We start from the raw sequence: 24,307 nt of genomic DNA, 5'->3' as shown, positions 1-24,307 counted from the left end.
TTTCACGACGCCGATCCCTCCGCAGCAGCCGACAGCACGAATTCGGTCGGCCGGACTCCGGCGCGTTCGGCCGCGTCGAGTTCGGCAAGCCAGTCGCGCACCGGCCGGGCGGTTCCATCGACGTCGAGTTCCGCGTCCGGCTGCACATCCAGCCACGGGATGAGTACAAAGGCCCGGTTGTGCGCCTGCGGATGCGGCTGGGTCAATTCCGGATCGTCGCTGCGGCAGACCACGCCACCCTCGGCACACCACACCACGTCGACATCGAGAGTGCGCGCGCCCCAACGCACCTCGCGCACCCGCCCGGCGGCCTGCTCCAACTGTTGTCCGAGGCGCAGCCAATCGTGCGCGCCGACTTCCGGATCATCAACCAGCACAACGGCATTGAGATAGTCATCCTGTTCGACCCCGCCCCATGGCGCAGTCGAGTACACCGGCGAAATCGCGACCACCCGATCCCCCAACCCCTCGACAACACTGCGCAGATGTGCGAGCCGATCGCCCAGATTCGAGCCGATCGACAAGACCGCGCGGGTCATGCCACGACTCCCCGCTGCCGCGAGGTGACCACGCGGACATCGGCGAAGGTATGCGGAATCGGCGCGGACGGTTTGTGCACGACGACCTCGACCGACTGGATGCGGGGATCGGTCATCACATCGTCGGCGATCTCGGCGACCACCTTTTCGATGAGATTGCGCGGCGGGCCCTGGATGATCTGCACGGCGCGCTCGGCGAGCGCGCCGTAGTCGATGGTGTTCGCGAGATCGTCGGTGGCCGCGGCGGCGGCGAAATCGGTCCATACCGTCAGATCGACCAGGAACTCCTGGCCGTCGCGGCGTTCGTAGTCGAAGCAGCCGTGATAGCCATAGGCGCGCAGGCCGCGCAGCTCGATCCGGTCCAGTTGCTCGGGCACACCCGTTTCCCGGCCACCACCCCTCATCGAATTGCTGCGCGATGCTGCCGTCATAGAGTGACTCCTCGGGTGCTGTTTCGGGCGGCGCGCAGCCAGGCGTCGGTCACGGCAATAGCATCCAGCGAGGCGCGCACATCGTGGACGCGGACACCCCATGCCCCGTGCAGGGCGGCCAGCGCCGACACCGTCGCGGTGGCGGTCTCCCGGCCGTCGGGCGGGCGCGGGCCCGCGGCATCGGCGAGCAGGGCGCCGAGGAATCGTTTGCGGGAGGCGCCGATGAGTATCGGCAGCCCGTGGCCGACCAATTCGGGCAGTGCGCCGAGCAGCGCCCAATTGTGTTCGGCATTCTTGGCGAAACCGAGACCGGGATCGAGTACCAGCCGGGACCGATCCACACCGGCCGCTACAGCCAGGTCCACCTGCGCGGTCAATTCGTCGAGCACCTCGGCGACCACATCGTCGTAGTGGTCGGCCGGACCGGTGTGCCGATAGTCCGCGCCCGCCCGCCAGTGCATGAGGATCCACGGAACCTCTGCTGCCGCAACAACTTTCACCATATCCGGATCGGCGCGGCCACCGGAGACATCGTTGACGACCGAAACTCCGGCTGCGATCGCCGCCTCGGCGACAATGGCCCGCATGGTGTCCACACTGGTCGGTACACCGGCAGCTACCAAGCCGCGAATGACCGGAACCACCCGCGCGGCCTCGGTTTCCGGGTCGATCCGCACCGCACCGGGCCGGGTCGATTCGCCACCGATATCGATGATGTCGGCGCCCGCCTCGTACAGCTCGATGCCGTGCGCGATGGCCAGGCTCGGATCGAGATAGCGGCCGCCGTCGGAGAATGAATCGCTGGTGACGTTCACGACGCCCATCACCACACAGGAGCGACTATCGCGCGGCGCGACACTGCTCCGGAGGGGATCGGGGGCATGGGTCGACACCGCGCGGTGCCTCACTTCCGCAGGATCAGATCGAGGGCCTCGGCCCGCGAGGAGGCGTTGGACTGCAGCAGACCGCGCACGGCGGAGGTAGTGGTGCTGGCGCCGGGCTTGCGGATACCGCGCATGGCCATGCACAGGTGCTCGGCCTCGATCACGACGATCGCACCGCGCGGATCCAGCTTGCGCATGACGGCTTCGACGATCTGGCTGGTCAGCCGCTCCTGCACCTGTGGACGCTTGGCGTACAGATCGACCAGTCTGGCCAGTTTGGACAGTCCGGTCACCCGGCCGTGCGGGCCCGGAATGTAGCCGACGTGCGCGACGCCGTGGAAGGAAACCAGATGATGCTCACAGGTCGAATACAGCGGGATATCGCGAACCAGCACCAGTTCCTGGTGCCCCTCGTCGAAGGTGGTGTTCAGCACCGCATCGGGCTCGGTGAAGAGCCCGGCGAACATCTCCCGATATGCGCGGGCGACCCGCGCGGGCGTATCGATCAGGCCGGGCCGGTCCGGATTCTCGCCGACCGCGATCAGCAATTCTCGGATCGCGGCCTCGGCTCGGGCCTGATCGAATGGGCTGCCGGTCTCCAGTGCGATCAGATCCGGCCCAGCCGGGCCGGCACCGTTGTACTTGGCCGGTTCGTCGAATTCGTCGAAAGCGCTGGCATTCGCAACGGCACCGCCGTTCACATGCCCGGGCCCACCGACGTGATTGTTGGCCGACAATCGAGGACACCTCCAAAATCTCGGGCGCGAGCAATCTCCCCGCACCCAGATGGTCGAGCCTAATCGGCACGTGTCAGTGCCGACCGTTCGGTCCATCCCAATCGTGGTTCTCGCCCTCGCTATTCCCGGTGCCGTTGGCGGGCTCGTCATAGGCGTCGTTGCCGCGGCCCGGCTGACCCCATGGCTGCTGCGGCTGCGGGTAGCCGTGGCGCGGCGGCGGCTCGCCCTGCCAGCCGCCGTAGCCGGGCTGACCCGACTGCTGCTGCGGCTCGTCGCGGGGCGGCCAGCCCGGTGCCGACCACCCGGCCGGAGCACCGTAATCCGGCCGCGAGCCGTGCGTCGCGCCCTGTCGCGGGTAAGCCGGGGACGGTGCCTGCGGCAACGGGTAACCAGGTGCGGGCTGCTGGGGGTGACCGCCGCCGTAGCGCGGTTCCTGATAACCGCCGTCCGGATAGCCATTGGCCGCGGCAGGTTCACGCTGCGGCAGCTTCGGCAGCGCCGGCGCCTGCGGGGGCCACGGCTCGCCGCGTTCGGCGGCCAGTTCCCCCGGGGTCTTCACCGGCGGCTTATCCGACGGCACGCGGTCGCCGAAATCGTTGAATGCGGTGATGCGCGGACGCTTGTCCACTGCGGCGAGGATCTCCTCGAGATCCTTGCGGTGCAACGTCTCCCGCTCCAGCAGCGCCGTGGCGAGCACATCGAGCACATCGCGGTACTCGTTGAGGATGGCCCACGCCTCGGTGTGCGCGGCCTCGATGAGGTTGCGCACCTCCTCGTCGATGGCACCGGCAACCTCGTGCGAGTAATCCGAACCCATGCCCATCGAACGTCCGAGGAACGGGTCGCCCTGCTCCTGGCCGTAGCGCACCGCGCCCAGCCGCGCGCTCATGCCGTATTCGGTGACCATCGCGCGCGCGATCTTGGTGGCCTGGTCGATATCCGAGGACGCGCCGGTGGTCGGCTCGTGGAACACCAGTTCCTCGGCCGCGCGGCCGCCCATCGCCATGACCAGGCGGGCGATCATCTCCGAGCGGGTCATCAGGCCCTTGTCGTCCTCGGGCACCGTCATGGCGTGGCCGCCGGTACGGCCGCGGGCCAGGATGGTGACCTTGTAGACCGGTTCGATATCCGGCATCGCCCAGGCGGCCAGGGTGTGGCCGCCCTCGTGGTAGGCGGTGATCTTCTTCTCGTGCTCGCTGATGATGCGGCTCTTACGGCGCGGACCACCGATGACGCGGTCCACCGATTCCTCGAGCTGCTCGCCGGAGATCACCGCGCCGTTCTCACGGGCGGTGAGCAGAGCGGCCTCGTTGACGACATTGGCCAGATCCGCGCCGGACATGCCGACGGTGCGCTTGGCCAGACCGTCGAGATCGGCCTCGGGTGAGATCGGCTTGCCCTGCGAATGCACCCGCAGGATGGCACGCCGTCCGGCCAGATCCGGATTGCTGACCGGAATCTGCCGGTCGAAGCGGCCCGGCCGCAGCAGCGCCGGATCGAGGATGTCGGGGCGGTTGGTCGCGGCGATCAGGATGATGCCGGTGCGATCACCGAAGCCGTCCATCTCGACGAGCAGCTGGTTCAGGGTCTGCTCGCGCTCGTCGTGGCCGCCGCCGAGGCCGGCGCCGCGCTGGCGGCCGACCGCGTCGATCTCGTCGACGAAGATGATGCACGGGCTGTTCTGCTTGGCCTGTTCGAACAGGTCGCGCACGCGGGAGGCGCCGACACCGACGAACATTTCGACGAAGTCCGAACCGGAGATGGTGAAGAACGGCACCCCGGCCTCGCCCGCAACGGCGCGCGCCAGCAGGGTCTTACCGGTACCGGGCGGGCCGTAGAGCAGCACGCCCTTCGGGATCTTCGCGCCCAGGGCCTGGTAGCGGACCGGGTTCTGCAGGAAGTCCTTGATTTCGTAGAGCTCTTCGACGGCCTCGTCGGCGCCGGCCACATCCGCGAAGGTGGTCTTTGGCATGTCCTTGGACAGCTGTTTGGCCTTCGATTTACCGAAGCCCATCATGCCGCCGCGACCACCGCCCTGCATGCGCGACATCACAAAGATGAACAGGCCCAACAAGATCACCATCGGCAGCACGAACAGCAGGATCTGGGTGAACCAGCTGTCCTGCTTGACCACGGTGTTGAACGGTGCGCCGGACTTCTGCACAGTGTCGAAGACCTGATTGGAGGTCTCACTGCCGCCCGGATACTTGGCAATGATCTTCTTGGAGCCGGAAGTGGCGTCGTTCCCGTTGTTCAGCTCGATGCGCAGCTGCTGCTCGCGATCGTCGATCTGGACGTTCTTGACGTTGCTCTTGTCGTTCAGCTGACTCAACGCCACCGAGGTATCGACGCTCTTCCAGCCGCGCGTGTCATTGCCGAAATAGCTGAACGCATAGATCACGAGCAAAATGCCCGAGACTATGGCCAGGGTGCGAAACACAGTCTTGCGGTTCATAGAGCTTAGGCCGGGCGGCCAGTCCTTTCCGGGTGTCTCCGGTGCATGCCTAGCGTGGCGTCGGGCGCGTCCCGTCCGGTAGTTCGGATGCGGACATGCCACGTTACCGCGTACGGTCTAGTCGATACATCGCGCAGTTCGGCAGCTGGTGTAGTTCGACAGGTAAACGGTCGGGGAACGTCCGTGGTTCCCGAAGTCTCCGGTCGGGTTACGCCAAGTGGTCACAATCATGTCATGTTCGGCCTATCGTGAGCGACGACACATAGCCGCGGTGCGAGCGACGGGCCCGAAGGCGGTAGCTTGCGTAACCACGTAGGGCCCCGGGAGCACGGCGAATCAAACAGAGCGCAGGGGGTATGGACATAGTTGAGCTACGGACACCCACAGCGATACTGCGGCACGGCCGTGGACGACTGATCGTTCTACGCCCGGGCAGCGAAGGCGAGCGCGTCCTGGATGTGCCGGTCACCGATCTGCTCAAGGTTCGGCTGAACCGTCGCGCCGACGATGCCGTCGTCATCGAGATCTATCTGCGTTATCCCACGCCCGTGCTCACCGGCGTCCCAGCCGACCGCACCCCGCTACCGGTATTGATAGCCGAACACGATTTCCCCGCGGCCGCCGAAATCGTCGAGCGCATCAACGGTCAGATCCTGGCCGGTCAGCGCATCGATGTGGCCGCACCCGATTTACAGCCGCCCGCCCCGCAATGGGGTAAGAGCGGCCCGACCAGAGCCGATGTCGATCGAGCCGTGCGGCGGATGGCCCCCAAGCGTGAAGCCAAGGCTGCTATAGCCGCTCTGCATCGCTATGTCACCGTCGACGAATACGTGCTGGAGACCGCCATCGTGGTGGCGCATCCACCCGCGGGCACGGGCCCCGGCCTGCTGGCCGCGACCACCGGACGGCTGCTGTTCATCTCCATCGGCCCCGGCGACAGGTACGCCCACGAGCTACCCATTCCGGTCGTCATGTGGGCGCGCACCATCGACGGCGCCATGACGACACCCGGTGAGATCGGCTCGTTGCGTGGCGAGACCGGCATCGATGTGCACGACGGAAACGTCACGTTGCATTTCACCGGCACCGATCGGGCCGATACCGAGCGGGTCACCTGTGCGGTGAATTTCGCCGTCCGGCGCGATTCGGCCGACAGCGCGGTCGGTCCGGCCGATCCAGGCGTCGCCCAGCTTTATTCCGAATGGGAATTGCTGGTGGAGCGGCATTCCCTCGGCATGGTCGATGACGGCCAGTTCCAGCGCTATGGCCGCGGGATTCTGCGCTCACTCCCCGACGGGCACTGATTGCAGCGTGATCCGCCGCCACGGGCTGGTCGGACGCAACCACAGGCGCAGCAGTTCCATGCGCCGATCCACGCCGCCGTTCTTGAGTTCGGCCAGATCCTCACAGGCCTGCCAGTAGGTCCAGCCGGTCAGGTAGGCATCGCCGAATTGGCGCCAATTCTGGTATTTGCGCTGGGCCAGCGGCAGTGCCCGCATCAGATAATCCCAGGCCAACTCGGCGTCGAGATAACCCGCGGTGAAGGCCATTCGGGCCACCGCGACCACCCGGGCCAGATCCCAGGCATGGATATCGCTGGGCAGCGGGCGGGCCAGATGATCGGTGAAACCGATTTTGATCGCCTGCGACCAGATGTCGTAATCGCGGACCAGCGCCTCCGGATTGTCCATCCCCCGAAACGAGCCAACCTGCCGCAGGAAGGCTCGGTGCCGATCGGCACGCTCACCGAACCGGTCGCGTTCACTGGCATTGATCGATGCCATCACCAGCGGATGCACCATCGCGTACAGCGGCGCGTGCATCCCTTCGAGCAGTTGCTCCATGGAGGCCTGCGCCTCGGTGCCGTCCGTGATACCCCATGCGCCGGTGAGCGTATCGATGGCGAGTTCGCGCCGGTCACCGAGCGGATGGTCGCGCTCGGGGCCGAGCAGCAGCGCATCGTGGAAGGCATCCCAGCGCGCCGAATAGAAGCCGCCGAGTGCGAGGGCTCGCAGTTCGTCATCCGATACCGCCGCGCCGGACCAGTGGTCCTCTTCCCGCTTGTCGAGCTCGTCGTAGGGGAATGTTGTCAAGGTGGGTACACCGCGGGCAGGCATACCCCCGATTGTTCACCATCGATCTTGGATGGACCTGTGTAATCGCTCGGCTTTGTCGGATCTGTTTCTTGGCCTGCCTTACCCCGACCATGGGCAGTAGTGTGCTCCCATGAGTAGCAACATCACCCTCCTTCGTGGCCTGGATCCTGCGCCTACCGAGCAGGAAATCTATGCTGCCGCACTGCAGTATGTGCGTACGGTCGGTGGCGTGTCCGGCCTGAGCACCACAACCAAGGCAGCCGTCGACAAGGCGGTGAACGCCATCGCGGCAGCGACCACGCAATTGCTCGCGGATTTACCGGATGTGCGGGTCGCACCGGTCACCGAACCGCCACTACGCCACGAACGCGAGGTCGCGGAGGCGGAGTAGTTCGTAGCGTTTCAAGGTAGGGCGTCTGCGCCGTAGGTGGCGACGCAGGCCAGTGCGATCTCCAGCGGCAGACTGCGCGCTTCGATCGGATGGCCGAGCAGTTCCTCGATCCGCTGGATCCGATAGCGGACCGTGTTCTTGTGCACACCGAGTAGTTTCGCCGTGGTCTCCGGGCTGCGATGGCTTTTCAGATATGCGTGCAGTGTCCGGCGCAGTCGTGTGGCATTGACATCACGGCCCGCCAGCGCGCCCAATTCGCGCCCGATCAGAGAGCGCATGGCCGCGTCGTCGGCGCCCGCCAGATAGGCGATCTCCACCTCGCGATATGCGGTGACCCGCGCTCGATCCGCCGGACCGCGCTCGGCGACGTGCCTGGCCGCGACGGCCTCGTGATGGCTCTGCCGGAACCCGTCGGCGTGCGGCGCGGGCACCCCGAACGCGGCCCGCACCGGCGGCTCTACCTGACCGAGCACGATTCGCTCGATCTCCCCGGGCACCGTTAATCCGGCGGCATGCGCGTCGTCGTCCAAACCCGCCCAGGCCCACATGCCGCTCGCGCCGGAGGCCACGGTGAGCACGTGGCCACTGCCGAGCGCCGTGCCCAATCGCGTCGCTACCCGATCCAGCAGCCCGCTCGACTCGCTATCCGGCTCACCAGTGCTCTCGTCGGTCCACAGCACAAATGCCAAGTGCTGCTTGGCAAGTCGGTAGCCGAGCCGGACCGACGCCTGGTCGATATCGAGTTCGTCACCGGCGAGCAGGGCGCGCACGATCTCGGTGCGCCGGTTGAGCGCGGCGCGCATGACGCGCTCGCGTTCCTCCATGTAGGTGTCGGTGAGCATCTCCACCGAAATGCTGACCCACCTGGTGGAACGCTCGAACAGTCGCAGCATTACCGCCCGCTCGATCTCGGGCGGCGGCTGCCGTTCGTCGACGGCGTCGGTCATGTAGTCGAGTACCGCCTCCTGCCCGACGTGATAGGTCCGCAGCAGCAGCCGTAGATCGTAACCGCGTCGGGCGAGGGTTCTGGCGAAGGCGTGCGCCTCCTCCGGCAGGGCGAATTCGATTGTGTCGCTGGTGAGATTGGCCAGCACCACCCTCGCGTGTGCGCGGGTGCTCGCGGCCAGGTCGCGGCGCATATCGCGATCGGCGAGTTCCGGGATATGGGCGATGATCGCGTTGTCGAGGCGGTCGACGACCTGTTCCAGAGCCCGGGTGCGCATGGTCTCGTAGACGTATTCGGCCAGCCAATCGCGGACCACCGCGCTATTCGGGCTGACCGCCGCCGGGCGGCCGGTGGTCATGAAACCTCCGGATTGTGCTTCGAGAACAAAAACTGCCTCATTCGTTGACAAATCGGGCCAAGAAAGTCCAAGAATCTTGTGCCACGATCATAGGTCAGTGAACTGATTCACAGTGATCAGCACAACGTCAGTGGGAGAACAGCGTGACCGATACGGTGCCCGGCGCGGCCGAGCAGAAAACTGCGCGTAAGACAACGGCCAAAAATACCGCGGTGCGAGCGACGGGCGCGGAGACGGTAGCGGAGCGTGACCACGGAGCGACCCGGGAGCGCCGCGAATCGGGCACTGCTGCGGCAGTGATCGAGGTGCGCAATCCGGGCACCGGCGCGGTGGTCGGCACCGTGCCGGACGAGAGCGCCGACGCGGTCGCTGCCAAGATCCGGGAATTGCGTCTGTACCAGCCCGAATGGGAGGCCATCGGCCCCGACGGTCGCAAGGAATGGCTGCTGAAGCTGCAGGACTGGATCATCGACAACACCGAGCACCTGGCCGATGTGCTGCAGGCCGAGGCCGGCAAACCACGCGTGGACGCGCTGATCGACCCGGCCTTCTCGACTGATCTCATCGGGTACTACGCGCGCCGGGCGGGCAAGTTCCTCGCCGACGACCATCCCTCGCCGCACAGCCCGCTGGCCCGGGTCAAGAAGCTGACCACGGTGTACAAGCCGTATCCGGTGGTCGGCGTGATCACGCCGTGGAACTTCCCGCTGGCCATGCCGGTCATCGATGTGATCCCCGCGCTGGCAGCCGGCGCCGCGGTGATACTCAAGCCCTCGGAGGTGACTCCGCTTTCGGCGATCGAATTGGCAAGGGGCTGGGCCGAAATCGGTGCGCCGCCGGTCTTCGCCGTGGTCACCGGTGCGGGTGCGACCGGTGCCGCGGTGGTCGAGAATGCCGATTACATCCAGTTCACCGGTTCGACCGCGACCGGGCGCAAGATCGCCGCCGCCTGTGTCGAGCGGTTGATTCCCTACAGCCTGGAGTTGGGCGGTAAGGATCCGGCCCTTGTGCTTGCCGACGCGGATCTGGATCGGGCCGCGCACGGCATCGCCTTCGGCGGCATGTTCAACTCGGGCCAGGTCTGCATTTCGGTGGAGCGGGTGTATGTCGAGGCTCCGGTTTACGACGAATTCGTCGCCAAGCTCACCGATGCGGTCGAGAATTTGCGCCAGGGGCTCGACGGTCGCGAGTCCAAATACGACGTGGGCGCGCTGGCCAACGAGAACCAGGTCCAGATCGTGCAGCGCCATGTCGACGAGGCGGTCGCAGCGGGCGCCAAGGTGACCACCGGCGGCAAGCGCACCGGTGTCGGCACCCTGTTCGAACCGACCGTGCTCGTCGATGTCGACCACACCATGTCCTGCATTACCGAGGAGACCTTCGGCCCGACCCTGCCGGTGATCAAGGTCGCCGACGAAGCGGAAGCCGTTCGGCTGGCAAATGATTCGATCTACGGCCTGTCGGCCTCGGTGTGGACCGGCGATAAGGAGCGCGGCGAGCGTGTGGCGCGTGCCCTCGAAGCCGGCGCGGTGAATATCAACGATGTCTTCGTCAACCTGTTCAGCTTCGCGCTGCCGATGGGCGGTTGGGGACAGTCCGGCGTCGGCGCACGCTGGGGCGGTCCGAACGGAGTTCGCAAGTACTGCAGGCAGAAGGCGATCACCACGCCGATCCTGCCGCCCCAGCAGAAGGAACTGCTCTGGTTCCCGTACCAGATGCCGAAGGTGCTGTTCGGGCTCGGCGCGATGCGTGCCGCGGGAGCTCGCGGACTGCGGCGCATCGACATTGCCGCAATTCTGAAACTCAAGGGAGACAACAAGTGACCGCGCAGCGAGCGAAGGGCCCGGAGGCGGCAGCGCAGCGTCCCCACGGAGGGCACCGGGAGCTCCGCAAATCCAATACAGCTGGGGCGAAGATTCACGGGAAGGTCGTCGTCATCACCGGTGGCGCGCGCGGCATCGGACTGGCGACGGCGACCGCACTGCAGGCGCTCGGCGCCAAGATCGCGATCGGCGATATCGACGAGACCACGGTCAAGGAGTCCGGCAGCGCGCGCGATTTCGAACTGTACGGACGGCTCGATGTCACCGATCCCGACTCGTTCGAGAGCTTCCTCGACGAGGTCGAGCGCACCGTCGGCCCGATCGACGTGCTGATCAACAATGCGGGCATCATGCCGACCGGCAGATTCGCCGATGAGCCGGATCAGATCACCCGTCGCATTCTGGATATCAATGTCTACGGCGTGATCCTCGGCTCCAAGCTGGGCCTGGCCCGCATGCTGGCACGCAAGCGCGGGCACATCATCAATATCGCCTCGCTCGCCGGCGAGACGCACATCCCGGGGCTGGCGACCTATAACGCCAGCAAGCATGCGGTGCTCGGCTTCACCGACACCCTGCGCGAGGAGTACCGGGGTTCGGGTGTCGCGTTCTCCTCGGTGCTGCCGACGCTGACGAATACCGAACTCGGCTCCGGGGTGAGCGGCCCGAAGCTGTTGCGTCCGGCCGAGCCGGAGGAGATCGCCGATGCGATCGTCGGGCTGATCGCCGAGCCGAAGTCCAAGGTCCGGGTCACCGCGGTGGCCGGATTCCTGTCGCAGCTGGTGAATCTGCTGCCCGAGCCGGTGGCCGATGGACTGGCCAGGGCGCTGGGTTCGAGCAACGCCTTCCTCGACGATGTGGACGTGGCCGAGCGCAAGGCATATGAGGATCGGGCACGCAGCCTCTGAGCGGTCGACGAAGGCGCCGTGGTCGGGTTATCGACCCCGGCGCCTTCGCGCGTCCGAACATCCTCCGGACGGCCGTCTCCGGACCGTTCGAGCGAGACGGCAAACACAATTGTGACTAACATCACTCAACCCGCCCGTAATGGCGTCACCCTCGTTGCGAGCCGGTCTCTCGACAGTGACCGGCCACACTTCGACACTTCCACGGCGCGGTCCGCAGACCCACCCGGCGCCGCATCGTTGCTGGTCATACGCCCAACTAACTTGCGCGCGGCAGCGCGAGCCGCGAGTGCTGGAGATTCGCGGAGTCGATGATGCAAATGACCATGACAAGCCATATGCTGTGTCTAACAAACCTGCCGACTGTTTCGGCTGCCATATCCAGACTTTCCGGCCTTAATAGGCTGGAAATTCAGGACTGATTCTGATAGCAAGGGGCTATGGACCCGCATTTGCGCGACCTGCGGTATTTCGTCGCCGTCGCTGAGGAACTGCACTTCACCAACGCCGCTCAGCGGCTGCACATCGCTCAACCCACCCTGTCGCGTCAGATTCGTCAGCTGGAACGCCAGCTCGACGTGGTCCTGTTCGACCGCAACCAGCGCAGCGTCGCGCTGACCGTCGCGGGTAAGGAGCTGCTCGAAGGCGCCCGCAAGATCCTGGAGCTGTGGGAGGTCACCAACGTCTCCCTGCAGGAGGCGGGTGAGGTGCTGCGGGTCGGCATCCAATCCGCGCTCGGCCGCGGACTGCTCAACGATCTGGAGAGCGCGAGCGGGCACCGCCTGGCGCTGCACGCCGCCTCCTGGACCGACCCGTCCAGTGGTCTGGCCGGTCGACAGGCCGACCTCGCCCTGGTCTGGCTTCCGCTACCCGATTCGAACCGATACCGCTGGCAGGTGCTGCGCACCGAGCCGCGCTGGGTGCTGCTGCCGGAGAACCATCCGCTGGCCGACAACGACACCATCGACTTCGCCGACCTGCTGGACGAATCGTTCATCGCACTGCCCACCGAGGCCGGCGCGGTGCGCGACTTCTGGCTCGGCAACGATGCCCGCAACGGCCGTCAGCCCAAGATCGGCGCCGAGGCGGCGACCCCCGAAGACAAGCTGGAGGCCGTGAGCCTCGGCCTCGGCGTCTGCCTGCTGGCCGAGAACAACGTGCCGATGTACCGCTGGCCGGGTCTGACCGCCCGACCGCTCACCGGACTCGCCCCGTGCGAACTGGCGGTCGCCTGGCGCGCCGACGACAACCGACCCACCATCCTCGAATTCGCCGCCCGCGCGGTCGACGGTGGTTTCGCCGGCCAGCATCAGCCCGCGATCGTGGGTTAGTCGCTCGTCCCGTTCAAGCTCCTCCCAGCCCCGACGGAGCGAGTCTTACGAGCAACCCGTTCGCGGCCCGTCTCGTGTCTGAGTCGTCGAAGCGCATGCGACGACGCAGGCACGGGGCCCGCCCGCCCGGCACGTGCCCATCGGCGCCGAGCCATCCGCCATCAGCGACCAGCACGGAGCGAGTCTTACGAGCAACCCGTTCGCGGCCCGTCTGGCGTCCGAGTCGTCGAAGCGCATCCGACGAAGTCGCCGGGGCCCGCCCGCCTGGCGCGTGCCCATCAGGCGCCGAGCGATCCGCCATCAGCGACCAGCACGGAGCGAGTCTTACGAGCGACCGTTCGCGGCCCGTCTCACGTGCGAGTCGTCAAAGCGCATCCGACGAAGTCGCCGGGGCCCGCCCGCCCGGCACGTACCCATCACGCGCCGAGCCATCCACCATCAGCGACCACCACGGAGCGAGTCTTACGAGCGACCGTTCGCGGCCCGTCTCGCGTGCGAGTCGTCGAAGCGCATGCGCCCGCAGGCACGGACCCCGCCCGCCCGGCACGTACCCATCAGGCGCCGAGCGATCCGCCCTCGGCGACCACCACGGAGCGAGTCTTACGAGCGACCGTTCGCGGCCCGTCTCGCGTCCGAGTCGTCGAAGCGCATGCGACGAAGTCGCAAGTCTCGACGACTCGGACGCGAGACACCCGGGGGCCGCGAACCCGCCGCGCCGAAGGCGCGGCCATTAGACACAGTCGTTCACCGTTCGCTTCCAGGGGTGGATCGACTCGAGTTGAGCCGCGAGGCGCAGCAGGATCGATTCACTGCCGGGCGGTGCCGTGAGTTGGGCGGCGACCGGTGTTTCGGATCTCGGGTGCATTCCCATCGGGATCGACGCGGCGGGCCAGCCGACAAGATTCCACAGCGGTGTGAACGGTGAATACCGGGCGCTGATAACAACATTCACGAGCCAACCCAGGGTGTGCCAGGCCCTGGCGCGCGGTGGCGGCGCGGCGAGCGTCGGGGTGATCACCACGTGGTAGCGCTCGAAGAAGTCCAACAGTTGCGCCTCGACCCGGTCCACCTGGGCCGGGCGTACCAGCCGCAGCCGCTGGACCAGCCGACCGAGTGCGATGTGGCGGCGGGTGCGCCGCTGCAGACGTTCGGGGCGGATGAGATTCGCGGCCTCCCGCGCGCCGGATGCCAACCAGCGTAGGCCGACCGAAACGAGCGATTCGCCGTAGGGCAGTGTCACCGATTCCACCAGGTGCCCGGCCGCGGCGGCGGCCGAAGCAGCGGTACGGGCCGCCGCGGTCCAGTGCCGATCGACCCGGAACATCCGGGACGGTGGCGCCACGGCCAGCCCGATGCGTAGTCGGCCCGGCGGCTCCAACTCGGCTAGGTCCGGGCGCGCGGCCAGCACGGACAGCATGAGCGCGGCATCACCGACTGTCGTTGCGAGCACACCGTTTTCGACCATCCCGGACCAGGAATCGACGCCGACCTCGGCCGGTACGGTATGCCGCCCCGGCTTGATCCCGAACACCCCGCAGCAGGCCGCGGGAATGCGCACCGAACCGAGCCCGTCGTTGCCGTGCGCCACCGGCACCATGCCGGCCGCCACGGCCGCGGCCGAACCGCCGGACGAGCCACCGGAGCTGCGGGCGGAATTCCACGGGTTGCGACTGATGCGCCCCTCGCTCTCGGTCGTGCCCCACAGTCCCAGTTCGGGGACTGCGGTCAGCCCGACCACGACCGCGCCCGCGGCCCGCAGCCTGCGCACCACCGGGTGGTCGGCGGTTGCCGGGCGGGTATCGGTCGCGGTGGAACCGGCGAGGGTCGATTCACCCTCGACCGCGATGTTGTGTTTTATCGCGATGGGCACACCCGCCAGCGGCAGCAGATCCAGATCGGAACGCTGTTCCAGCGCGAGTGCCTCGGCCCGTGCCTTAGCGGAGCGAACGACCGTGAACGCATTCGTCTTTCGATTCTCCGCGGCGATCAGATCCAGGGCGGTGTCGACGGTTTCCGTCGGCGTCAGCGAGCCGTCACGCACACTCGCCGCGATTGCCGCCGCCGGACCTCGTGACAGGCCGGATTCACGTGGCATGCTGGAATCCATCGAAGCATGTACGGCGTCGGTCCCGCCCACCGCGACCCCACGGGCGGCCTGCACCTCCGGGGCTTCAGCAGCCTCCGGAGCGGTCGAATCCGTCGCTGTCGGATCCGCGGCCGTCACGGTATTCGATTTACGGCGCTGTTCCCGGGTTGTTCCGTGGTCGCGCTCGGCTACTTCAGCGCCCGTCGCTCGCGCCGTCTTGTTCATGTGCTGGTTCTTTCCCGTCGCATGGTTGTCGAAATCGGGTGATCCGCTGTTGTGGCGCAAGTTATCATTTCGATTACTGCTCGGGGGACGATGGCGTCGGGTGTGGCGGAAATTCAGCGGCACATCCACCGAACGGCCACTGCGGATACTCGAGATCCGCTCAGCAGGTAGGTCCGAAAATGAGTGCTGATCCCGAAAATACGCACCGAACCGATCTCGACACCGAGCCGACCAGAGACTGGGGCGAGACGCATACCGACAACGATGTGGTCGAGGCCTTCTCGACCGCATGGGAATCGGCGCGCCGGCCACCGGAGATCGCCGACTTTCTGCCCGATGCCGAATCCCTGCGCCGGGCCGCCCTGATCGAATTGATCCGCGTCGACCTGCGACATCGCTGGATCCGGCTCCCCGAGACGCCGACGCCGCGCAAACGGCTTTTCGACTACTGCGCCGAGTTTCCGGAACTCGAACCGGGCGGCATTCCGGCCGGTTTGGTGTACGAAGAGTTCGTCATCCGCAGACACAGCGGTGAACGTGTCGATCCGAAGGATTATCTGCGGGAATATCCGGAACAAGCGGCGGAATTGCGCGCGCTGCTCAATGCCGACGACATCGACCAGAGCACCCGCCGGGCGACGCTCGAGGATTCGGTCCTGACCGAGTTCGCCAATACCCGCGCGGCAGCAGAACTGAGCCGAACCGTCCGAGCCGATCAAACCATCGGGCTGAACCGAACCCAGGAGTCCGGCCGTAATACTGAGGTGACTCGCGCCACCGTCGACGCAACCGAGACGGCGACCGCCATTCCGACCACGGTCGGTACCGGTCCGGGGAAATTCGACGCCCTCGACCGGATCGAGATCGGCCAGTCCATCGACGACTTCGACCTGCTCACCGGACTCGGCAGCGGCGCCTTCGCCCGGGTATTCCTGGCCAGGCAGCGATCACTACAGCGCTTGGTCGCGGTGAAGATCTCCGCCGACCACGGCACCGAACCGCAGACCCTGGCCCAACTCGACCACGACTACATCGTGCGCGTCTTCGATCAGCGGCTGCTCGGCTCCGACGATGCCCGCGATCCGGCCATGCGCCGACTCCGGCTGCTGTACATGCAGTTCCTGCCCGGCGGCACCCTGCTCGGCGTGCTGCGCTGGGCGCGCGCGACCCCACCCGCCGAACGCAGCGGACACCTGCTGCTCGACGCGGTCGACGCGGCCATGGAGGAGAAGGGCGAAATCCGCCCGACCGATTCCAGCGTGCGCGCCGAGATCGCCGGACTGAGCTGGCCGGAAACCGTGGCCTGGCTTGGCCGCAGATTGGCCGAGGCGCTGGACTACGCCTCCGCGCACGGCGTACTGCACCGTGATGTGAAACCGGCCAATATCCTGCTCACCGCGGAGGCGGTGCCGAAACTGGCCGATTTCAATATCAGCTTCAGCCGCAATGTGGCGGGCACCAGTCCGGTGGCCTATTTCGGCGGCTCACTGGCGTATATGTCGCCCGAACAGTTGGAGGCCTGCCATCCCGGCCGCGAGCGCACGGCCGAGGATCTGGACACCCGCTCCGATATCTACTCCCTCGGCGTGGTGCTGTGGGAATTGCTCACCGGTGCGAAACCGTTCGACGATTCCACCGCGGGCGACCAGGGCGACGATACGGCGCTGGAGGGCATGCTGGAACGGCGCACCGTCGGGGTGGATGGCAGTGCGCTGCAACGAGTTCCGGCGAATTGCCCGGCGGCGCTGCGGCGGGTGCTGCTGACCTGCCTGGAATCGGATCGGACACGGCGCTGGGCCAATGGCGGGGTGCTGGCCAAGCAGTTCGACCTGTGCATGGACGCGAGGGCCAGGGATCTGGTCGACCCGCCGCCCGGCAGTTGGCGACTGAAGTTGCGGTCGTGGCGGTTGGTGATCGTGTCGCTGGCCATCGGCATCCCGAATATCCTCGCCTCGGCATACAACATCCAGCACAACCAGCATCTGATCGTGGACCGGCTCCCCGAGGACGCCGGGCGCACCTTCATGATCATCACCACCGTGGTGAACGGAATCTTCTTCCCGCTCGGCGCGGCGCTGATCCTCTACATGTCCCGAAGAATGCTCACGGTGCCGCACGGGCTGCGCCGCCACCGCCGCTACGATGCCGAGACGCTGCGGCTGGCCAGGGCGGATTCGCTGCTGTTCGGTGACAGAGCGGTGTGGGTGGTCTTCTCGCTGTGGGTGCTCGCCGGATTCACCTTCCCGATCGCGCTGCAATTGGCGGCCGGGGATGTGCCCGCCCGCGCGGTGGTGCACTTCCTCACCTCGATCGTGGTGTGCGGCGCTATCGCGATGGCGTACCCGTTCTTCCTGGTGTGCTTCTTCATGGTCCGCTGCATCTATCCGATCTTCCTGCGGCACGGAGAGATCAGTACCGAGGACGCGGTATGGCTGCGCGGTCTGGATCGGCGCGCCAACGGGTACCTTGCGGTCGCGGCCTCGGTGCCGCTGCTCGCGGTGGCGGGCGTGACCTTCCTGCCGCCCGACGATATTCCGATGGTGATCGCCGCGGTGCGCGTGCTCTGTGTGGGCGGCATCCTCGCGTTCATCGGCTCCTACCTGCTCTTCCGGGCGCTGGAGGCCGATCTGCGTGCGCTGGAGCGGGTCGTCGCGCCGGCGGACTCCCTTGACCGCGAACATGTTTCGGCGGACCGGGAGCGCGGCAGGCGGGCCGTGCCGGAGTCGCGATCGTGACAGCTGCCGATTTCGCGGACCGAGGCGAGACCGACCCCATAACCAGATTTACCGAAGATTGGCAGCACTGCCTGTGTGGCGAGCGGACCGAACCACCTCCGATCGCCGAGTACGTCCCCGACGGCACCCAGGTGCGGCTGGCGGTACTCACCGATCTGGTTCGCATCGATCTGCGCCACCGCTGGGATCGCGAAGGCCTCGGCAAACGCATCGCCGAGTACCGCAAGGAATTTCCCGAAGTCGAGCACAGTGCGGAATTGGTCGATCTGCTCTGCGAGGAGTTCCTGGCCCGACGCCGGTACGGCTCGCTGGAACTGGCGGATTTCCTCGCCGAATATCCGGAGCTGGCGCAGGATGTGCGCGCGCGGCTGGCCGTTTACGCCGACGACGATACTGCGGCCGATATGGAACGCGGTGCCGAGCTGGTCGCGGGTCTGGCGCCGGGGCATCGGATCGATGACTTCGATCTGCTCACCGATCTGGGCTCCGGCACCCTCGGCCGGGTCTTCCTCGCCAGGCAGCGTTCCATGCAACGTCTTGTCGCCGTGCGGCTTTCGGCGGGCGGCGTGGCCGGCGGGCACAGCATGGCGCAACTGGATCATCCGCATCTGGTGCGCGTTTTCGATCAGCGCCTGGTCACAGCCGCGACTCCGGAGGCTCCCGCATCGACCCGGCTGGTCTACATGCAGTACCTGCCCGGCGGTACGGCGGCCGGAGTGCTCGCCGAGCGGCGGCGTGGCCCGGAATCCGAAGGCGGCGCCCTGCTGCTGCGCGCCGTCGATGCCGCCATGGAGGCCAAGGGCGAGATCCGGCCGTCGGATTCGAGTGTGCGCGCCGAAATCGCCGCACTCAGCTGGCCGGAGACGGTGGCCTGGATCGGCCGACGACTGGCCGACGCGCTCAATTACGCCGAGCAGCACGGCGTACTGCATCGCGATATCAAACCGGCGAATGTGCTGTTCACCGCGGAGGGCATTCCCAAGTTCGCCGATTTCGCCGCGCGCACGGCGGCACCTCGCACAGCGGCGAATCCGCTGGCCGCCGAACCGGATTCGCTGCCGTACCGCTCCCCCGAACGACTCGCCGAACTCCTCGATCCGGCCGCACCGCCGCCCGGCCCGAGCAGCGATATCTACTCCCTCGGCGCGCTGCTGTGGGAAATGCTCACCGGCGCGATGCCGTTCGACGATCCGCCGATCCCCGCCGATCCGGACGCCCGCGCCGAAACCATCGCGACCATGGTCGCCCTGCGCGAGCGCGGCGTCACCACGGATACGCTGCCCGCGGACACCCCGAGCGCGCTGCGGCGGGTGCTGCTGGAATGTCTGCGGGCCGATCCGCAGCGCCGCTGGCGCAATGGCGCCGAACTCGCCGCGCAACTGGATCTGTGCCTCGACGAGCGCGCCAGGGAACTGGTCGATCCGGCGCCGACCAGCGTGGCGTACCGGTCGCGAGGCTGGCTGATACCGATCCTCACGTTGTGCGTCGGCGTGCCGAATTTCCTCGCCAGCGTCTACAACATCAACCTGAACAACTCACTGATCATCGATCGGATGTCGGCGACCGACCAGGAACGATTCGCCACGGGCGGCCTGATCACAAATCTCATCGCCTTTCCGCTCGCCGGATTACTGCTGCTCTTCCTCACTCGCCGCCCGCTGACCATCGGATTCCGCCTGGCCCGCGGTCGCGAATACTCCCCGCGCACCCTGGCCGCCGCCCGGCGCGACACCCTGCAGATGGGTGACTGGGCGGTCTGGGTGCCGTTCGCGTTCTGGCTGCTCGCCGGGCTGGTGTGGCCTTTGGCGCCGGTCTTCTTCGGAGTCGAGCTACCGCGCGCGACCTTTCTGCATTTCTTCGCCGCCCAAGTGGTGTGCGCCGCGATCGCGCTGGCGTATCCGTTCTTCCCGATCATGGTTTACGCGGTGCGTTCGATTTATCCACAGCTGCTTGTGCGCGGTGGTATCGGCGCCGAGGACGAGGAGCAGCTGCGCAAACTCGCCAAGCGCGGAAACTTCTATCTGGGCGTCGCCGCGTCGGTGCCGCTGCTCGGCGTGGCCAGCGCGACCTTCGTCGAGCCCGCCGATCTGGATTTGGTGATCGTTTCGGTCCGGGTGCTCAGCGTGGGTGGCATCCTGGCATTCGTGCTCACCTATCGGTTGTTCCGGATGCTCGAGGCCGATCTGCTGGCCTTGGCGCGTGCGATTCCGCAGCGGAAGCGATGACCGGCTCGCGGCCGTTCGGACGGCTGGTCAGCCTTTCCCATGTCCACGATCCGGCGACGGCGCCGCTGTTTCCCGGCGATCCCGAATTCCGGACCGATATTGTCGCGACGGTCGCGAACGACGGTTATTACCTGCGCTATATCCAGCAGGGCGAGCACACCGGAACCCATTGGGGCGCACCGATCCACTTCCATGCCGACGGACTGGCCGCCGACGAATTGGATCTCGACGATCTCATGTTGCCCGCGGTGAAGATCGATGTGCGCGACCAATGTGCGAACGATCGGGATTACGCGATCGATATCGGTGATCTGCGGGACTGGGAGGGTCGGCACGGGCGGATACCCGACGGGTCGGCGGTGGTGGCCTGGACCGGGTGGGATGAGAAATGGGGGACGCCGGAATTCATCGGAACCGGCGAAAGTGCCGATCATCAACCGGGATTCGCGGTCGAGACGGTGAAATGGCTGTTGCGGACCGGGCGACTGGGGCGGCGCGGCGCGCTCGGCATCGATACGTTCGGACCCGATCTGGGGACCGACGACACCTATGAGGTGTCGAAGCTGCTGTATCGCGAACATCGGATCAGCTTGGAATGTCTGGCGAATCTCGCCCAACTACCCGTCACCGGCGCCTGGGTACTGGTCGGCGGTGCACTGTACAGCGGTGGGTCCGGTTCGCCCGCAACGATATTCGCGGTTATGCCTGCGTCTCGCTAGCGCCCTTCTCCGGCATAACCGCTGGGCGGCTGTGTTTTTTGTGCACTCACTGCGTTCGCTCAGGCCCTGATTACGCGCCGCCGTAGACCTTTGGTTCGAGGGTGCCGATGTAGGGCAGGTCGCGGTAGCGCTCGGCATAGTCGAGGCCGTAGCCGACGACGAATTCATTCGGAATATCGAAGCCGACGTGCGCGACTTCCACGTGGGTGCGTAGCGCGTCCGGCTTGCGTAGCAGGGTGACGACCTCGAGCGAGGCCGGATTGCGGGTGGACAGATTGCGCTTGAGCCAGGACAGCGTGAGACCGGAGTCGATGATGTCCTCGACGATCAGCACATTGCGGCCCGCGATGTCCTTGTCCAGGTCCTTCATGATGCGCACGACACCGGAGGACGAGGTGGACGAGCCGTAGGAGGAGACGGCCATGAATTCCATCTGGGTGGGAATCGGCAGCGCCTTGGCGAGATCGGTCATGAAGAAGATGGCGCCCTTGAGCACGCCGACCAGCAGCAGATCCCCCTCGGGGGCATCGGCCGGATAACGCTTGGCAATCAGCTCGGCCAGCTCCTGGGTTTTGGCCGCGATCTGTTCCTCGGTGATCAGCACCGACGCGATATCGCCCTCGTACACGTCAGTTGGTTTCCCTTCCGGTGTTGTCTCAGCGGCGTTCCCGGGGCCCTCCGTGGTCACGCTGCGCTACCGCCTCCGGGCCCGTCGCTCACGCCGCGGGTGTCTCCCCGGCCGATCCATTATGTGTCATCGGCTCCCTTGCAGACGCAAAGTCAGCCTGCCATGTTCGCGCGCCGCGACCAACCTGCGTCCCGGCCGGCCACCGCCCACCGCGACGCCGCCCTGTCCGCGCCATGCGGTAATCAATTCGTCGACTGCCTGTAAATGCTTGTTGGTCAGGGCTTTAGCGCCACCGGCCAGCAACCACGCACGGATTGCGCGCCGGCGCAAGGCCGCGGGGGCAGTGGCGAGGGTCTCGATCGAGAGGGTCGGGCCATTACTCGCCGGACCGGCACTCGCGGCCCGCAACAACTCGTCGGCCAGCACATCCAATACCGCACCGTCGTCGCGCAACTGCTCGGCCGTCCGCGCCAACGCCCCCGCGACCCCGCCCCCGAGCACCTCCTCCAGCAGCGGCAGAACCTCATTCCGCAACCGAACCCTGGTGAACTCCGCCGCCGAATTATGCGGATCCTCGAACGGCGTCAAACCGATATCGACACACAACTGCCTGGTCACCGCCCGCCGCACCCCCAACAGCGGCCGCCCCCACGGAGCAACGAACGCCGCCATCCCCTGAATCGACCGGCCACCCGACCCCCGCCCCAACCCCAGCAACACGGTCTCGGCCTGATCATCGAGCGTGTGCCCGAGCAGCACCGGCAACCCACCCCGCGCCCCGTCGAGCGCCGTGTACCGAGCCGCCCGCGCCGCCGCCTCCATCCCCCCGTCCGCACCGACTTCGACCGCCAGTACATGTGTCGACCGACACCCCAGCGCCAACGCCGCGGCCGCCGCCTCAGCCGCCACCTTGTCCGATCCCGCCTGCAACTGATGATCCACGACCAGCGCGTCGACCTGACCTGCCTCCACCACCGCAGCCGCCGTCAATGCCAGCGAATCCGCACCACCGGACAACGCGACCGCCACATCACCCGTCGCATAATCGGCCAGCCACCCCCGCACCGCCCGCCGCACTTCGAGCACCGCCTCGGTCTCGGGCAGCCGCCGCGAATTCCCGGGCATCGCTCCCGCCGTACGGCTCATATCCGGAGACTACCGATGATCAGTGCCCTCGATTCGCTCGGCAAGCTCCACGATGAGGCCTGCGCCGCCGATCATGAGACGCCTACGGTCTGCCGCTCGGGTTCGATGACCGCGACTACGCGCTCCTTGTCTCGCGAGTACGGCTGACCGATGTACTTGTCGGCCAACTGGTCGATGATCGTCCAGGCCGCGTCGCCTTCGAGCCACTCGATGACGCGGCCGCGCAGGATGACCGGCTGGAACGGGTTGTCGGCCGGTGTCAGGGAGAGTGCGACCCGTGGGTCGCGGCGCAGATTGCGGGCCTTGCGGCTGTCCGGGCCGGTGAGGAACACGATGTGTTCGCCGTGCGTGCCGATCCAGACCGGGATGGAATGTGGGGCGCCGTCCGGCAGGACGGTGGCGAGGTGGGCGATCGAGGTGCCGTCGAGGACGCGGCGTACGTAGGGGTCGAGCATCGTGGTCATCTCCTGGCGTGGGTTCCGAATGGGCTGGCGGGGGTTGTCAGAGGTCATCGCTCGACGGCGTAGTGCAGGTGGGTGACGCCGGGCGCCGGGACGGCCTCGACGAGGCGCAGGCGCACGTGCTCGGGGAGCGACTGGAAGAAGGGGCGTCCGCCGCCGAGCAGGACCGGAACCTGGTGCAGGATCACCTCGTCGACGAGTCCCGCCCGCAATGCCTCGGTCACGACGCCACCACCCATGAGGCCGACGTCTTTGCCATCGGCGGCCGCGCGAGCCGCCGCGATCGCGTCCTCGATGCCGGTGGTGACCAGAGTCTGCCGGTCGGTCAGCTCCGGCGCCGTCCGATGGCTGAGGACGAACAGCCGGGCCTTCGGGTGGGGGCTGCCGCCGCCGAAATGGTCGGAATCTTCGTAGGTGTTGCGGCCGGCCACGACCGCGCCCGCACGTGTGGCGAGTGCGTCGAATACCCGGGCGCTGGGCTCGCTCAGCCCGAACCCGTCGAACACCCGGCTCGGTGTTTCGCCGTTGAAATACCAGTCGAAGAGCATCGTTGCGTCGCCGAGGCCGCGCCCGGCGCCGGGCTCGCGGCCGGTGATGTAACCGTCGACCGAAACCGCGTGTGCGCTGAAGACCTTGCTCATCTCCGTGACCCTTTCTGAGTTCCCTTAAGAGATGCTACGACCATAACAGTCGAAGTTCCCTAAGGGAACCCAGATTGCTAAACTGGTTTCATGCAGCGCACGGACTTCAGCAAAATGGCGTGCTCGATCGCGCGCACGCTCGACGTCATCGGGGAGCCCTGGTCGCCGCTGATCCTGCGCGACGTATGGGTCGGACTCAGCCGGTTCGAGCAGCTCCAGGCGGACCTCGGGATCTCACGCAAGGTCCTGACCGAGCGGCTGAACCACCTCGTCGACCAGGGCGTGCTCGACCGCCGCCCCTACGACCAGCGACCGCGCTACGAGTACGTCCTCACGGAGAAGGGCACCGAGCTGGTCGACCTGCTCATGGTCATGACCGGCTGGGGAGATAAATGGCTCGCGGGCGAAGCCGGTCCGCCGGTGCTCTACCGCCACCACGCCTGCGGCGAGATCAGCAGTGTCGACCTGCGCTGCGCCAACTGCGGCGAGCCGATGCACGCAAACGACATCGACCCGCTACCGGGCCCCGGCGCAGCCGTGTGACC

21 protein-coding genes are annotated in these 24,307 nt (G+C 66.7%); 9 read left to right on the top strand and 12 right to left on the bottom strand.

From position 1 onward, the window contains the following. Positions 1-2 precede the first annotated feature (2 nt). The 5 genes from folK to ftsH form a co-directional block, all read right to left on the bottom strand. Positions 3-539, bottom strand: a complete 537-nt coding sequence (gene folK / locus ACIBW7_RS04765; protein WP_397044029.1) for a 2-amino-4-hydroxy-6-hydroxymethyldihydropteridine diphosphokinase — start codon at positions 537-539, stop codon at positions 3-5. After that, on the bottom strand, positions 536-943 hold the full coding sequence (gene folB, locus ACIBW7_RS04760; protein ID WP_397044235.1) for a dihydroneopterin aldolase: 408 nt from the start codon (positions 941-943) through the stop codon (positions 536-538). The genes folK and folB overlap by 4 nt, the downstream gene beginning before the upstream one ends. Positions 944-966: 23 nt before the next feature. Further along, the gene (folP, locus tag ACIBW7_RS04755; protein WP_397044027.1) at positions 967-1,794 is read right to left on the bottom strand and encodes a dihydropteroate synthase; all 828 of its coding nucleotides are present in this window, start codon (positions 1,792-1,794) and stop codon (positions 967-969) included. An 80-nt stretch (positions 1,795-1,874) separates the two neighbouring features. Then, positions 1,875-2,465: a GTP cyclohydrolase I FolE gene (folE, locus tag ACIBW7_RS04750; RefSeq protein ID WP_397044233.1), complete on the bottom strand. Its 591-nt coding sequence runs from the start codon at positions 2,463-2,465 to the stop codon at positions 1,875-1,877. A 199-nt stretch (positions 2,466-2,664) separates the two neighbouring features. Further along, a complete protein-coding gene (ftsH, locus tag ACIBW7_RS04745; RefSeq protein WP_397044026.1) occupies positions 2,665-5,046 on the bottom strand; it encodes an ATP-dependent zinc metalloprotease FtsH in 2,382 nt (793 codons plus the stop codon). Between the two features lie 356 nt (positions 5,047-5,402). Between ftsH and ACIBW7_RS04740 the strand changes: the two genes are divergently transcribed. Next, positions 5,403-6,350: a hypothetical protein gene (locus tag ACIBW7_RS04740; protein WP_397044024.1), complete on the top strand. Its 948-nt coding sequence runs from the start codon at positions 5,403-5,405 to the stop codon at positions 6,348-6,350. On the opposite strand, the gene ACIBW7_RS04735 is transcribed toward ACIBW7_RS04740, so the two are convergent. After that, positions 6,330-7,163, bottom strand: coding sequence for a DUF1266 domain-containing protein (locus ACIBW7_RS04735; protein ID WP_364392677.1), 834 nt, complete (start codon positions 7,161-7,163; stop codon positions 6,330-6,332). The two genes, ACIBW7_RS04740 and ACIBW7_RS04735, sit on opposite strands and share 21 nt — an antisense overlap. A 109-nt stretch (positions 7,164-7,272) precedes the next feature. Here ACIBW7_RS04735 and ACIBW7_RS04730 point away from each other — a divergent pair, with 109 nt between their 5' ends. Then, entirely contained in the window at positions 7,273-7,533 is a 261-nt protein-coding gene (locus tag ACIBW7_RS04730; RefSeq protein ID WP_397044021.1) for a DUF2277 domain-containing protein, read from the top strand. Positions 7,534-7,544: 11 nt separating this feature from the next. Here the strand turns inward: ACIBW7_RS04730 and ACIBW7_RS04725 are convergent, their stop codons facing one another. Then, entirely contained in the window at positions 7,545-8,837 is a 1,293-nt protein-coding gene (locus tag ACIBW7_RS04725) for a PucR family transcriptional regulator (protein ID WP_397044019.1), read from the bottom strand. Between the two features lie 299 nt (positions 8,838-9,136). On the opposite strand from ACIBW7_RS04725, the gene ACIBW7_RS04720 reads away from it, so the two are divergent. The 3 genes from ACIBW7_RS04720 (at position 9,137) to ACIBW7_RS04710 (ending at position 12,896) form a co-directional block, all read left to right on the top strand. Then, positions 9,137-10,660 carry an aldehyde dehydrogenase family protein gene (locus ACIBW7_RS04720; protein ID WP_397044230.1) on the top strand — a complete coding sequence of 508 codons (1,524 nt, stop codon included), beginning with the start codon at positions 9,137-9,139 and terminating at the stop codon, positions 10,658-10,660. Between the two features lie 92 nt (positions 10,661-10,752). Further along, a complete protein-coding gene (locus ACIBW7_RS04715; RefSeq protein ID WP_397044228.1) occupies positions 10,753-11,568 on the top strand; it encodes an SDR family oxidoreductase in 816 nt (271 codons plus the stop codon). A 437-nt stretch (positions 11,569-12,005) separates the two neighbouring features. Then, positions 12,006-12,896 (top strand): LysR family transcriptional regulator, encoded by an 891-nt coding sequence (locus ACIBW7_RS04710; protein ID WP_397044017.1) that lies wholly within the window; start codon positions 12,006-12,008, stop codon positions 12,894-12,896. 730 nt (positions 12,897-13,626) lie between these two features. On the opposite strand, the gene ACIBW7_RS04705 is transcribed toward ACIBW7_RS04710, so the two are convergent. Continuing rightward, complete coding sequence (locus tag ACIBW7_RS04705; protein WP_397044226.1) at positions 13,627-14,991, bottom strand: amidase; 1,365 nt, start codon at positions 14,989-14,991, stop codon at positions 13,627-13,629. A gap of 395 nt (positions 14,992-15,386) precedes the next feature. Between ACIBW7_RS04705 and ACIBW7_RS04700 the strand changes: the two genes are divergently transcribed. The 3 genes from ACIBW7_RS04700 to ACIBW7_RS04690 are packed head-to-tail and all read left to right on the top strand — an operon-like array spanning position 15,387 to position 20,886. Beyond that, the gene (locus ACIBW7_RS04700; protein WP_397044015.1) at positions 15,387-17,942 is read left to right on the top strand and encodes a protein kinase; all 2,556 of its coding nucleotides are present in this window, start codon (positions 15,387-15,389) and stop codon (positions 17,940-17,942) included. Further along, positions 17,939-20,167, top strand: coding sequence for a serine/threonine-protein kinase (locus ACIBW7_RS04695; protein WP_397044013.1), 2,229 nt, complete (start codon positions 17,939-17,941; stop codon positions 20,165-20,167). The genes ACIBW7_RS04700 and ACIBW7_RS04695 overlap by 4 nt, the downstream gene beginning before the upstream one ends. Beyond that, complete coding sequence (locus tag ACIBW7_RS04690; RefSeq protein ID WP_397044011.1) at positions 20,164-20,886, top strand: cyclase family protein; 723 nt, start codon at positions 20,164-20,166, stop codon at positions 20,884-20,886. Before ACIBW7_RS04695 ends, ACIBW7_RS04690 begins: the two co-directional genes overlap by 4 nt. 70 nt (positions 20,887-20,956) lie before the next feature. On the opposite strand, the gene hpt is transcribed toward ACIBW7_RS04690, so the two are convergent. From hpt to ACIBW7_RS04670, 4 genes are all read right to left on the bottom strand, one after another. Next, the gene (gene hpt / locus ACIBW7_RS04685; protein WP_397044224.1) at positions 20,957-21,514 is read right to left on the bottom strand and encodes a hypoxanthine phosphoribosyltransferase; all 558 of its coding nucleotides are present in this window, start codon (positions 21,512-21,514) and stop codon (positions 20,957-20,959) included. A gap of 126 nt (positions 21,515-21,640) precedes the next feature. Beyond that, entirely contained in the window at positions 21,641-22,660 is a 1,020-nt protein-coding gene (tilS, locus tag ACIBW7_RS04680) for a tRNA lysidine(34) synthetase TilS (RefSeq protein WP_397044009.1), read from the bottom strand. Positions 22,661-22,731: 71 nt separating this feature from the next. After that, positions 22,732-23,115, bottom strand: a complete 384-nt coding sequence (locus tag ACIBW7_RS04675; RefSeq protein WP_397044222.1) for a PPOX class F420-dependent oxidoreductase — start codon at positions 23,113-23,115, stop codon at positions 22,732-22,734. Between the two features lie 53 nt (positions 23,116-23,168). Next, complete coding sequence (locus tag ACIBW7_RS04670) at positions 23,169-23,762, bottom strand: dihydrofolate reductase family protein (protein WP_397044007.1); 594 nt, start codon at positions 23,760-23,762, stop codon at positions 23,169-23,171. Between the two features lie 90 nt (positions 23,763-23,852). Here ACIBW7_RS04670 and ACIBW7_RS04665 point away from each other — a divergent pair, with 90 nt between their 5' ends. Beyond that, entirely contained in the window at positions 23,853-24,305 is a 453-nt protein-coding gene (locus ACIBW7_RS04665) for a winged helix-turn-helix transcriptional regulator (RefSeq protein WP_397044005.1), read from the top strand. The last annotated feature ends 2 nt before the right edge of the window (positions 24,306-24,307 follow it).

This window comes from Nocardia sp. NPDC049526 (assembly GCF_044465765.1).
Lineage (GTDB): Bacteria > Actinomycetota > Actinomycetes > Mycobacteriales > Mycobacteriaceae > Nocardia.
Note: the sequence above shows the minus strand (reverse complement) of the source record. Positions and strands in the feature narration are given on the sequence as shown.